Source organism: Vibrio cortegadensis (genome assembly GCF_024347395.1).
Lineage (GTDB): Bacteria > Pseudomonadota > Gammaproteobacteria > Enterobacterales > Vibrionaceae > Vibrio > Vibrio cortegadensis.
On the sequence record NZ_AP025472.1, the window covers coordinates 1,612,173 to 1,625,929 of the forward strand.

Below are 13,757 nucleotides of genomic sequence, written 5' to 3' on the forward strand. Positions count from 1 at the left end.
AACTTATTTATTTTCTACGGAAACTAAATAAACCAAGCATTGTCAAAACGAGCCAGCCTAAACCTGCACCTTGGCGCTCAACCGCTGTTTGGTCATTACTTCGGACGTGAATATCATCTTTTGTTGCACTTGAGATAGGAATCAGCTTCACCGCAACGATTTGTTCTTGAGTGTCACCGCCACCACAGTATGAATTATGTGACGTTGTATCGTATCCACCAGCGACTGAACACTTAATTGCCGTCGCTGAAATTACGCCAGCATCGTTGATACCTGTTGCATCGATGACACGGAAAGCATTATTAGCCTCTGAAATAGTGAGATCACCATCAGTTTCACCATTGGTTAGATCATCCAACCACCATGCTTTATTATCGAAAATAGCTTGGCGATCAGAAACAGAACCTTGCGCTTGCGTCCCATAAGGATAAATAAACCCACGGTGTTTACGAGCACGACCGCCATCTTCACGGTTGGTTTCAGCGTCAATTTGGCCAACAATTTCATTGAAATTATTGATCGCACCCGCTTTTCCACCAGCGCCAGTAAAGAAGATAGATTCAGTGCCATTTAGCATCGTGGTAGTAGTTCCATCCGTAGAGTCATCATAAGTTGAAACAAAAATTTTATCTGGATACGCACCGCTATCTGCATTACCACTATTGTAGTGCTTCGCTTGTCCAAGAATAAGATGGTTTTTATTAATGTCGACTGCAGTAGAGTGAAGATAAACACTGTCGCTGGCAGTTCTTTGCACACCACTAATAGGCTTCTGAGTCCAAGTTGCAGTTGCTAAGTCTTTAGAAGTACTTTCGAACACGGTGGCATTCATGTACTGATCGTCGTAATTATTAAAGCCAACCGCAATGATCTTATCTGCATCGACATAAAATGAACGAAGACTTGCTTGTGCTAGCGCATCTTCATCTTTCTCTACACCACCAGCCGCCCAATCTAGTTCAACTGTTTTAGAACCGTTCCAAATAGCCGCTTTTGATGCGTAGTAAGCACCATTATCATTGGTTACTGCTGTCGAAACGCTACCAGCACTATATGTACCATCACTAAACCATGCTCGTGATTGATATGGTACATCAGTAAGAGTTAACGCATTCGGCGCAACCGCTTGGTTTCTTGTACCATCAATAATACTCTGGTTGCCTACAGGTTTCCCATCAGAAGTAAGAGCATTAATCACATTATTAAAGTTACTGTTTATCCAAGCACTTGCGTCGCCTTCAACAAAAGCTAATGCATTTTGTTCTTTGTTCAGTTCTTTACTGTAACCTTCCCACTCAACACTCGCCCAAGTTTTGCAGGTGTTATATTGTAAATAAGCATCACAGTAATCTTCAAAATCACCGGCTTCTTGAACATAGCTGAAGGAATTGTCCATCCCAAAAGGCGCTTCTTCACGGTAACTGATACCTTCTGCCCAATTACGGGTATCACCTGCCAACTTATAAGCTTCACAGGCAGTGCTATCAGCTGAAGATTCAAAACAGCCTAATTGACTGGCTCCTGCATCATAGTTAGCAACAACAGGTTGAATAGTTTCACCATACACTTCTACATATTGATCAGCTGAAACCCCCGTAGGGGCAACTTCAACGATCTTGTAGAGGGCTGCATTTGCTGAAGTCGCAGCTAAAATAGTAGCGGCGACAGTGGTTAGCTTAAATGTAGCTAACTTTAAATTCATACGACTCATTAACAATTAACTTTCCTGTTGCATTGCTTCAAGCTCTTCCCAACGCTCAAAAGCAACTTCAAGCTCCTGCTCGGTGGCAGACAACTTGTCTAAAATGGGTTGTGTTTGCTCTGCTAGCTGAACAAAGAAATTGGGATCGTTCACTTGAGACTGCAGTGCTTCAATTTGTGTTTCTAACTCTTCTAAACGAGAAGGTAAAAGTTCTAACTCTCGCTGTAGCTTATACGATAACTTCTTCGCTTTAGCTTTTACTGGTGCGGTTTTGGGAGTTTCCTCAACCACTTTCTGTTTCTTTGGTGACTTTTCAACCACTCGATACTGCTGAGCTTGCAGCCTTTGTTGCTGAGCATCGTGATAACCACCCACAAACTCTTCAACTTGACCATTACCTTCAAATATCCAGCTCGTCATTACCGTATTATCTACAAACTGACGATCGTGGCTTACAAGAAGTAAAGTACCCTGATAGTTGGCAAGCAAATCTTCTAAAAGTTCCAATGTTTCGATATCTAAATCATTGGTTGGTTCATCAAGAATCAATAAATTATTCGATTTAAGGAAGATCCGAGCCAATAACAGTCTATTTTTCTCACCACCAGACAGTGCTTTAACTGGCGTACGAGCACGCTTTGGCGAGAATAAGAAATCTTGAAGGTAGCTAAGTGCATGACGCTCTCTGCCGCCGACAGTCACTTCTTGCTTCCCTTCAGCAAGGTTATCAATTACAGATTTTTCTAGATCTAAAATTTCGCGATATTGATCGAAATACGCCACTTCTAACTTAGTACCACAATGCAAACGACCAGAATCAGGCTGCAATTTGTCTAATAACAACTTGAGAACTGTACTCTTACCACAGCCATTAGGCCCGATAAGTGCGATACGGTCACCACGCATAATATTGAAGCTGAAATCAGAAACAATCTGCTTGCCTTCAAACGCAAAAGATAGGTTTTCAGCTTCAAATACAATCTTACCTGAGCGAGCCGAGGTATCGATTTGCATATTAGCCTTACCTTGCACTTCACGTCGGTTAGAACGTTCTTCACGTAGTTTCTTAAGTGCTCTTACACGACCTTCATTACGAGTACGACGGGCTTTGATACCTTGTCTGATCCAAACTTCCTCTTGAGCAAGCTTTTTATCAAACTCAGCATTTTGCATCTCTTCAACACGCAGCGCTTCTTCTTTCTCTATTAGGTAATTTTCGTAATCGCCAGGGTAAGAGCACAATTTACCGCGATCCAAATCAACAATACGTGTCGACATCGATTTGATGAATGCGCGATCGTGAGAAATGAAGATTATTGACCCACGAAAATCCTTTAAGAACCCCTCTAGCCATTCAATTGTCGTAACATCAAGGTGGTTAGTTGGTTCATCAAGGAGTAATACATCCGGATCACACACTAAAGCACGAGCAAGCGCCGCTTTGCGCTGCCAACCACCAGATAATTCCGTCAGTTTGGTTTCAGCATCTAATTTAAGAGCAGCTAATACATTCGTTACACGATCTTCGAAACGCCAAGCATTTGAGTGATCAAGCTGTTCTTGTACACGAGATAAACGGTTAATATTCTTCTCTGATGGGTCGATAGCAATAAGATCAAGAAGATCATGGTAGATCTTAAGTTGCTCACCAACTTCAGCCAAACCACCAGACACGTATTGATAAACCGTACCTTCTTCGTTACGTGGTGGATCTTGTTCTAATCGAGAAACAACAACATCTTGCGTGATCTGAATTTTTCCATCATCTAGCAAAACATCGCCTGCTAGAATCTTCATCAGTGTTGATTTACCCGCACCATTACGACCCACGAGACAAACCCGCTCGTTTTCTTGCAGAGCAAAATCTGCATGATCAAGTAATGGGTGGTCACCAAAAGCCAGTTGTGCGTTATGTATGGTAAGTAATGCCATTGTTATTTAACCAGTCTTGTAATTCTTGCAGGCCGAAAGGCCAATTAATTTCTGAATTTTGATATTTGAGCACAGGTATTGTGACCCCGTAACGTGAAAACAACTCATCATCAAAAGCGATATCCACTACTTCAACTTGGTCTGTCAAATTCAAGCTTTGAAGTAGTTCGAATGCCATCTCACATAGATGGCACCCTTCTGTACTGTATAATGTCAGCACTTTAATTAACCTTGAGCAGCATCACTGTGCGTAATCACCCAGCAATTGTGAATGTGCTTATTACGTGAGAAATCTAGTGGTAAGGTTTGGTGTGAAATATTACGAGCAGACAAGCCTAACTCTTTCAACGCATCTAAATCCATTTTGAAGTGACGTTTGTTATTAGAGAAAACAATCGTCCCCTGCTCATTCAAGATACGTTTTAAGTTCTCCATCAGCATAATATGATCACGCTGAATATCGAAAGATTGCTCCATACGCTTTGAGTTAGAGAACGTTGGCGGATCGATAAAAATAAGATCGAATTTATCTGTCGCCTTCGCTAACCACTGTAGGCAGTCTGCTTGCTCAAACTTATGTTGCTTACCTGATTGACCGTTCAGCGCAAGGTTCTCTTTCGCCCAATCTAAATAAGTGTTCGACATATCAACCGTCGTCGTTGATTTAGCACCACCACACGCAGCATGAACTGTTGCAGAGCCTGTGTACGCGAACAAGTTTAGGAAATCTTTACCCGCTGCTAACTCACCTAGCTTACGACGAGTCAACTTATGATCAAGGAACAGGCCTGTATCAAGATAGTCTGTTAGATTAACGATAAGCTTAACGCCGTATTCGTTGACTTCCATCTTAGACGACTGCTGAGCCAATTTTTGGTATTGCGAACGTCCTTTCTGTTTTTCACGAACTTTAAGTACAACGTTATTTGCATCCACACCTGTCACTTGAATGCTTGCTCGAATGATGTCGGTTAAACGGCGTTTTGCTTTCTCTTCAGGTACATCTTTCGGCGCCGCATACTCTTGGATCACAAGGTAACCTGGGTATACGTCAATAGCGACATTGTACTCAGGTAAATCTGCATCATAGATTCGGTAGCAATCCAGTTTCTCTTTACGTGCCCACTTGCCTATTTTACCAATGTTTTTCTTTAAGCGGTTAGCAAAGTCAGGAGCGACAACGGTCTGTTGATCAGCTTCCGGACGTTCTGACATCGGGCGATCTGAGATTGAATAGTTCTTTTGGTGACACGGTAACGCACCGTTATTCAATTTATACTGTTTTTCAGCTCGCATGCGTAAGCAACTAAGCAGCTCATCATTACTTGAGAAAATTGATGCTTGGCAACCACCAAACTCTGATTTCAGTTGCGCACCAAACGCAGTGTAAAGCGCAATAAGGCCAGGAGCTGTACCCAAACGTTCACCATATGGTGGGTTTGAGACAATCACACCGTTGTTAAATTCAGCAGGTTTCTTGAGTTGAGCCGCATCACCCAACGTAAATTCGATAAGGCTCTCTACACCAGCACGACGAGCATTATCACGCGCAGTTTGTAAAACGCGCGGATCGTTATCTACGCCATAGAATTTGCATTCTACCTTCTTAACACCACGGCGAGCTTGTACGCTTGCTTCAGATTTTACTTCTGCCCATGTTTCTGGCTCAAAATCTTCTAGAGCTTGGAAGCCCCAAGATTGGCGCTTAACACCTGGTGCCATATTCGCTGCCATCATCGCAGCTTCAATGACCAACGTACCAGAACCACACATAGGGTCTAAGAAAGGTTTCGTTGCATCCCAGCCACTACGTAGAATGACGGCAGCTGCAAGCGTTTCACGTAAAGGCGCTCGGCCAGACTCTGGGCGGTAACCACGCTGATGAAGACCACTCCCCACCATATCAATACCAATCAAAGCTTTATCACGGTGTAAACGTACGTGAATACGAAGATCCGGCTGATCTTTACTGATCGAAGGACGAGGTAAACCTTTCTTTTCGAAACAATCAACAACCGCATCTTTTACTTTCATTGCGCCATATTGACTATTACGTATCTCATTATTTGTACCGTTGAAATCAACAACAAATCGCTTTGAACTGTGGAAGTGATTTACCCAGTTCACTGATGTTGATGACAAGTACAAGTCCATATCATCTTGGCAAGTGAATTCAGACAAAACACGTACAAATCTAGATGCTAAACGACTCCACAAACAGCAACGGTAGATCTGTTCATTCGTTGCTTTAAATTTCACACCGGCTTGAACCGGTTTTGGGTCAGAGATCCCTAATTGCTTTAGTTCTTCAACTAATAGGTTCTCAAGGCCGTTTGAGGTAACCGCTAGATATTGATTCATAGTGTTCTTTTATTAATAAAAAAATGAGCTTGATTATACCTGAGATTGCAGAGGATTCATCAAACTAACTGATTCTTTTCTTTCTAAAACAGCTCAAATGCTCATCAAACCACCAGCTTAGCTTCTCTATCTACATTTTCATTCGAAAACACAGCACTCTTGAATCAGCACCATAAACAAAGGGACTTATTGATAGTGAATACTTATTCACGTAGATTTTGGACTATACCAGATGGCTTTTTAAGGTGAAATTTAGCTACAAATTTTCATAAACAGGGAATAATATTGGTATTATGGAGGATGAGCAGTGCTTGAAAGTGTCACAACGAGAGAAAAATAATTTCATTTTCTGTATACGTATCATTAGTAAGACACATACAGGGTAGATATATTGATTGATTAATAGGCATTCTTGTCGCTAGTAACACCTTATATTACATCTAAGATATATAGGCTAGCTGGTTTATTTATTGACATTTTCATTAAGACGGAGAATATCTGTTAATCTCCCCCACCCATTAAGCCTATTTTTTACAAGAATTTACGGGCGAATTTAATGGAGTTATTCAAGGAAGGAGTATTTAACGGAATGGTGACGTGAATAATTGAGTTATAGCAGAAGGAGGCTGATAACTAGCTATGTAGTGGGAATTAAACTATGTTGGGTATCAAAGTGTTGGGCATTGCGTTAGCCGACTAATGCAATGTGATTAGATGCTAGGATATGATTTGCACATGCCATGCGGTCATGCATCACTTTAATAGAATCACCAAAATTGAGCATTTTGGATGAAGTAAGCATAAATGAGTCACGCTCTACCGATATACACAGGCTAGCGTTATCCCCTACCTCTAGAACGATGAAGTGTCCTTGCCCGTTCTCATTGACCAAGCTAATAATATCACCTTCACAAGGCTGATAGGCTTCGCCTTGATAATCGAAGAACCAGCTCTTAGGTTGTACTGGTTTATGGAAACGTTTAGCCGCTACGCAATATAAGGTAAGTTCGGCTTGGCGAGGTTCGCTTAAGCCTAAATATTGGATTTGTTCTTTGTATGTTTGAAAAGCAGAGGCATCATCAACTGTGAATTCATTATTTCCAATTGCACAGTCAACCAATAGTTTACGAACCAAGTTTGTTTGAAACAGCATATTTTGACCGAGATCTAGCATTAAGCTAGAGCTCTCATCTTCAAAATACCACTTCCATGTATCGCTCGGTTTCAACATTACTTTGTCTCATATCTTCAAGATAAACGTAGGAATTGAAAAAAGCACCACTGCTATTTCTTCAACAAATACAATTTTACAAAGCAAAGCGAAAAAAAAAAGGGGAAATCATTCCCCCTTCTATGCTTAAAACGACCCAGTAACTTATTGCAATTTAATAAATTTATAGATTTTTAACGATATCTCGTACTAAACCTGGACCTTTATAGATGAAACCTGAGTAAACCTGTACGAGTTTAGCGCCAGCCATCATCTTCTCTTTTGCTGCAACATAAGAGTCGATACCACCTACTCCGATAATTGGGAGTTTATCGCCAAGCTCTTCATGAAGCTTACGAACGACTTCAGTACTGCGCGATTGAACAGGACGTCCACTTAAACCGCCCGCTTCATTTGAAAACTTCATTCCTTCAACGATTGAGCGATCAAGAGTGGTGTTGGTTGCGATAACACCATCGATCCTATTGTTGATCAGAGATTGGCAAATCTGACTAATTTCATCATCACTCAAATCTGGTGCAATTTTCAATGCAAGAGGTACATACTTACCATGTTTCTGTTCTAACTCTGATTGTTTCACTTTTAGATCTGAAAGCAATTCATCAAGAGCCTCTCCATATTGAAGAGAACGAAGACCAGGAGTATTTGGTGAAGAGATGTTTACCGCAATATAGCCTGCGTACTGATACACTTTTTCCATACAAATTAGGTAATCATCGCTACCCTTTTCGATTGGTGTATCTTTGTTTTTACCAATGTTAATCCCAAGTACGCCATCGTAATTTGAACGCTTAACATTCTCGACGAGTACATCTACGCCAAGATTATTAAAGCCCATACGATTGATGATACCTTCCGCTTCAACAAGGCGGAACATACGTGGTTTATCATTGCCCGGTTGAGGAAGAGGAGTAACCGTGCCGACTTCAATGAAACCAAAGCCCATTGCACCGAAAGCATCGATACATTCGCCATTTTTATCTAAGCCAGCCGCTAGCCCTACAGGGTTCTTAAAAGTAAGTCCCATGCATTCAACTGAACGTTGAGGTAGTTGTTGACGATAAAAAAGATCAATAGGTGTGCCGGTAAAGCGTTGAAGATTTTGGATTGCAAGATCATGTGCCTTTTCGGCATCAAGTTGGAAAAAGCCACTTCTGGCAAGACGGTAGAGCATTGTGCCTCCGATAATAAAAAGCCCCGTATAAACGGGGCTGTATTATTTACTCATTTGCCGAACAATTCAAATTTAATAACATCAATTCCCGTAAAGCGACGGAAAATTTAGCAAATTCATGAACAGAACCGACTTTGAACTCATTTAAAATGCTCTCCCAGCGATGAAGAGAAATTGAATTCGCGTCAATCCACTCATCAAGCGCCTTCATCACATCAAGATCTTCTGGCGCGCAACCACAACTCAGAACTTGTCCCGTTAATTGGCGTTGTTGCCAATCTAAGTCTTCTCGGAATGCCGCTCTTGCAAGTGCTTGCCAGTTATTATCCACGCCTTGACCGTTAATTTGCTTCAAGAACCAGTGAAGTGAAAGTCTGTCACCCAAGTTAAAGTACAACTTAGCCGCTTGAACGACTGTTTTACCTTTTTCACGGGATACTGTGGATATATCCAGTGCTGAGTATAAACTAGACAACCTTGCAACATAATTAGCAAGTTCAGCATCAATGCCGCGATCAATCCATGACTTCGCTAACTCATTATGTTCTGCAACTTCATCAGGAACCAGTAAGTCATCAAGCTTATCAACAATGGTATCGACATCATTTTGATAAAGAGCAATGAGTTCTTTAACTGATAACTTACCTGTTCTATTTCGTAGTAACCAACGAGATAAACGGCGAAGTGTACGACGAACATAAAACATTAAATCATATTGTGCCGTTGATTCCGCTTGGTTATCTAACTGTCGTAAGTTCTTAAGAACCTCACCCAAACCAAATATTTCACGCGCAGCGGCATAAGAATTCGCAATGTCGGCAATAGTCGCCCCTGTCTCCTCTTGCAAACGAGTGACAAAATTGCAGCCCATCTCATTAACCATTTGGTTGGCGAGACCTGTTGCTATAATTTCTGCACGTAATGGATGGTTATCCATATGTGATAAATAGTTACGACGTAACGCTGTCGGGAAGTACTGAGTTAATTGCTGCGAATGGAACTCATCTTTTGCAATTTCATCACAAACAAGATCTTCTTTAAGCACCATTTTGCCATAAGCAATCAGAACCGAAAGCTCTGGTCGAGTGAGCGCTTTGCCCAACTTCTCTCTTTCAAGTAATGTCTCATCATCTGGAATGTACTCAAGAGCACGATCTAGATAGCCCCCTTTCTCCATTGCGTGAATAAAGCGTATCTGCTCTTTCACCAATGATACCCCTTGATGTTCCGTCACAGAGATTGATTCAGCCTGGCAGTAAGCATCATCCAGAACGATCTCACCCACTTCATCTTCCATTGACTCAAGCACTTGGTTACGCTGCTTAACCGTCATATCCCCATTTGAGACTAAACCATTCAAGAAGATCTTAATGTTAACTTCATTGTCAGAACAGTCTACGCCACCAACGTTATCGACAAAGTCTGTATTCACACGACCGCCAGTAAGAGCGTATTCAATACGACCTAACTGAGTCATACCCAAGTTGCCGCCTTCTCCGACAATCTTAGCTTTAAGATCTTTACCATCAATACGGAGCGAATCATTTGCGCGGTCACCGACATTCGTATGGGTTTCAGTAGAGGCCTTAACATAGGTACCAATCCCCCCATTCCAAAGTAGATCAACGTTCATCTTTAAGATCATTTTGATCAAATCATTCGGCGTTGCGGATCCTTTCTTCGTACCGAGCATCTTCTGGATCTCAGGAGTCAGAGAGATAGACTTAGCTCGACGAGAGAAAATACCACCACCTTTAGAAATGAGATCCGCATTGTAATCTTCCCAACTTGACCTTGGCAGGTTGAACAGACGGTTTCTCTCTTCCCAACTTGGTGCCGACTCGGGATTCGGGTCAATGAAAATATGCATGTGGTTAAATGCGGCTTGCATGCGAATATGTTTCGATAGCAACATGCCATTACCAAACACGTCCCCAGCCATATCACCGACACCAATTGCGGTGAAATCCGTTTGTTGGCAATCAATACCCATTTCACGGAAATGACGTTTAACCGACTCCCAGCCCCCTTTCGCAGTAATGCCCATTGCTTTATGGTCGTAACCATTAGATCCACCAGAAGCAAAGGCATCGCCTAACCAGAAATTGTACTCTTCTGACACTGAGTTCGCTAAATCAGAGAATGTAGCAGTACCTTTATCTGCGGCTACAACCAAATACGGGTCATCTTCATCATGACGAACCACGTTCTTCGGAGGGCTTACCTCACCTTCAATGATATTATCTGATACATCCAGAAGTGCGCGAATGAATCGTTTATAACAGCGCTGACCTTCTGCAAAAATCGCATCACGAGTAGTGAAGTTATGCTGACGTTTACAAACGAAGCCACCTTTTGCACCCACGGGTACGATTACGGTATTTTTTACTTGTTGAGCTTTTACTAAACCTAGAATCTCAGTACGGAAATCTTCTTGGCGATCTGACCAACGTAAACCACCACGTGCGACCTTGCCTCCACGTAGGTGCACACCTTCAATATCTGGTGCGTACACAAATATCTCAAACTCTGGCACAGGTGCCGGAATTTCTGGGATATCTTTCGGCTTCATTTTTAAAGCGAGCCAAGGTTTAGACTGTTTATTCTCATCCAACTGGTAGTAGTTGGTACGCAGCGTGGCAGAAATCATCTCCATATAACGACGAATAATTCGGTCATCATCGAGACTTTCTACGTGATCAAGCTGTTCAGTGATCTTCGCGATCAAATCGGTTTGACCTTTGATTCGGCCTTTCGCTTTTGGATCAAAACGCTTAACAAAAAGATCGACTAACCCTTTTGCTAGATTAGGATAATGAGACAGTGTTTCTTCAATGTACTGCTGACTGAATGGGAAGCCGACTTGACGCATATAGCGAGCATAAGCACGTAAAATTGAAATTTCACGCCCAGTTAGACCCGCTCCAAGAACCAAACGGTTAAATCCATCACTCTCTAACTCACCAGACCAAATTGCCGCGAATGCTTGTTGGAAACGATCTCTTGCTTCTCTAAGATCGACGGTTGCTTCACTTTTATGAAGCATCGAGAAATCAAGGATCCAGTACGTACGACCATTGGATTTTCTAACTTCGTATGGAGACTCACCGATAACACGTAAACCAAGGTTTTCAAGCATTGGCATTACGTCTGAAAGGTGGATTGGCTCATCACTGTGATAAAACAGCTTCAAGCGCACCGCTTTTGAGTCTGCAGTTTCTTCTTGTGGACGATAAAACAGCATCCCCAGCTTATTCTCTTCACTTAATGCTTCAAGTCTTTCAATATCAGCAACCGCAGAGCCTGGCATCATGTCATCTTTGTATGAACGTGGGAAAGCTCGCATGTACTCTTTGGACAGCGGTAAACCTTTGCTTTCACCGAAGTTTGCAACAATAGAATCGGATAAACGATCGTCCCAAGATGAAGATACTTCCATTAGATTTTGCTCAATCGTTTTTGCGTCAACATTGATATTGCTTTCGTTTGCACGAACAATGTAATGCGTTCTCGCTAGTGGGCTCTCTGAAAAATAAGTCGTAAACTCTACTTCTTGTTCACAGCCAAAGTACTGCTTCAAAATGCGTTGAGTCTGGCGGCGAAGTTCCGTGTTGTAACGGTCTTTGGTAACGTAAACCATGCAACTAAAGAAACGACCAAACGGGTCTTTACGTACGAACAAACGCAACATATCTCTATCTTGCATTTGAACCACGCCCATCCCGACTTCAAGAAGCTCTTCTTCTTTTGCTTGGATAAGCTCATCACGAGGATAGTTTTCTAAAATATTGTGAAGCGCTTTATAGGAGTACGAACCATCACGATATTGACTCGCATCTAGGATACGTTTTACTTTCTCACGAACCAATGGAATGCTTGCGACACCTTGGTTATAAACAGCTGATGTATACAACCCAGTAAAGCGGTGTTCACCTGTCACTTTGCCATTTTCATCAAACTTTTTGATACCAATATAATCGGTGTAAGCTGGACGATGTATACGAGAAGCAGTGTTGCCTTTTGTCAGTATCAGCAAAAATGGTTTCTTTGCTTCTAAACGCGCAGAATCTGAGAATTCAGATAACTTCACACTTCTTACGCGATCTGGATTAGCAAATAACCCTAACCCTTTATCCTTTGTTGGTCTAAGAAGAGTATCCCCATTTTCAGAAACAAGGTCGTACTCTTTGTACCCCATAAAGGTAAAGTTGTGATCACCTAACCAACGGATAAATGCGGTTGTTTCATCAAAACGGTCGCTCTCAATTGGAATAATCGATTTATTTGCTTCAACTTGATTGGTAACTTCTTCTAGGCGTTCAACCATTAGTAACCAATCATTGACCACCAAACCTGTATCATTGAGAATTTCTATTAACTCATTTTTAAGGTGAGTCATCTCTTCTTTGCTGCTCAATCTATCCACTTCTACATGAAAAAGAGATTGGAAAGCACCTTTGCCATTATTCACATCGACAATTGCGCCATCCTTTGTACGATCAAGTTGGGTTGGACCATGAAGCATCAGGTGAGAAGAGAGATCAAGACGGTTGAGAGCCATCTTTACAGAATCGACAAGAAATGGACTATCTGGAACGACAATTTCGACAATAGTATGTGTCGACTGCCAACCTTGGCGGCTTACTGTTGGATTGAAAACCCGTACCGAAATGTCTTCCGCTTTCTTTTCTGAGATATGATGCCACAGGCTGATTATTGCACCATAAAGATCAGATTCATTCCTTTGGACTAAATCATCCTGTGAAATATTACTAAACATATGTTTAGCGAGATGTGTAACTAAAGGCTGATGAGCAAGCTCGAGTTTGTCTTGAATAAGTTGGTACACTTTTTCAAGCAGAACCGGCACTACAATTTCACGCGCGGTCATATTCATACTCCACAATTAGATTTATCTTTATTATAGGGGATCGCCAGATTTGCATATCTAGCTTAGGTAATGCTTAATCTTATTGTAAAAGTTTTATTGATAAATAGTTAATTATTTTGGGGCTGGTAGGAGGTGAAATGTTTGATAATGTGATTAAGATTCTATTTAACTCTCTGAAAATCTTGAAGGTCACAGAGCTTCTAACTTTATAAACCTGTTATTTTGGTCAGTTGTTAGTCTAAACCGTCCTTTAAGGCCAATTTGGCTAATAAATGGGCGAAATCGTGATGCTGGCAATTGTAAGCGCAACCCATTTTCTGTAACAACTTGCACGGTGCTTGCTGCGCCTGAGTAGTGAGAGAAAAAAGCTTGGTAGCTGATGTTCAGTGAAAAATGGTAATAGTTCATGATATTTTTAAATCGTTATAAATGAAAAGGTGGCACACTGAATGTGCACCACCACTTT

8 protein-coding genes are annotated in these 13,757 nt (G+C 41.6%); all 8 read right to left on the minus strand.

The genetic code is table 11. The annotated features are described in order from the left end of the window. Positions 1–7: 7 nt before the first annotated feature. The 8 genes from OCV39_RS07830 to OCV39_RS07865 all read right to left on the minus strand — a co-directional run bounded on the left by OCV39_RS07830 (position 8) and on the right by OCV39_RS07865 (position 13,699). Positions 8–1,702 carry a DUF3466 family protein gene (locus OCV39_RS07830; protein WP_261888217.1) on the minus strand — a complete coding sequence of 565 codons (1,695 nt, stop codon included), beginning with the start codon at positions 1,700–1,702 and terminating at the stop codon, positions 8–10. A 15-nt stretch (positions 1,703–1,717) separates the two neighbouring features. Continuing rightward, the gene (locus OCV39_RS07835) at positions 1,718–3,634 is read right to left on the minus strand and encodes an ABC transporter ATP-binding protein (RefSeq protein WP_261888218.1); all 1,917 of its coding nucleotides are present in this window, start codon (positions 3,632–3,634) and stop codon (positions 1,718–1,720) included. Next, positions 3,612–3,854 carry a glutaredoxin family protein gene (locus OCV39_RS07840; protein WP_084654797.1) on the minus strand — a complete coding sequence of 81 codons (243 nt, stop codon included), beginning with the start codon at positions 3,852–3,854 and terminating at the stop codon, positions 3,612–3,614. Before OCV39_RS07840 ends, OCV39_RS07835 begins: the two co-directional genes overlap by 23 nt. A gap of 5 nt (positions 3,855–3,859) precedes the next feature. Continuing rightward, entirely contained in the window at positions 3,860–5,995 is a 2,136-nt protein-coding gene (gene rlmKL, locus OCV39_RS07845) for a bifunctional 23S rRNA (guanine(2069)-N(7))-methyltransferase RlmK/23S rRNA (guanine(2445)-N(2))-methyltransferase RlmL (protein WP_017053645.1), read from the minus strand. Between the two features lie 688 nt (positions 5,996–6,683). After that, positions 6,684–7,226 carry a cell division protein ZapC gene (locus OCV39_RS07850; RefSeq protein WP_261888219.1) on the minus strand — a complete coding sequence of 181 codons (543 nt, stop codon included), beginning with the start codon at positions 7,224–7,226 and terminating at the stop codon, positions 6,684–6,686. Positions 7,227–7,389: 163 nt separating this feature from the next. Further along, entirely contained in the window at positions 7,390–8,400 is a 1,011-nt protein-coding gene (gene pyrD, locus OCV39_RS07855; RefSeq protein ID WP_261888220.1) for a quinone-dependent dihydroorotate dehydrogenase, read from the minus strand. Between the two features lie 46 nt (positions 8,401–8,446). Next, positions 8,447–13,291: an NAD-glutamate dehydrogenase gene (locus OCV39_RS07860; RefSeq protein ID WP_261888221.1), complete on the minus strand. Its 4,845-nt coding sequence runs from the start codon at positions 13,289–13,291 to the stop codon at positions 8,447–8,449. A gap of 189 nt (positions 13,292–13,480) precedes the next feature. Beyond that, positions 13,481–13,699 (minus strand): DUF2835 domain-containing protein, encoded by a 219-nt coding sequence (locus OCV39_RS07865; protein WP_136995443.1) that lies wholly within the window; start codon positions 13,697–13,699, stop codon positions 13,481–13,483. Positions 13,700–13,757 lie beyond the last annotated feature (58 nt).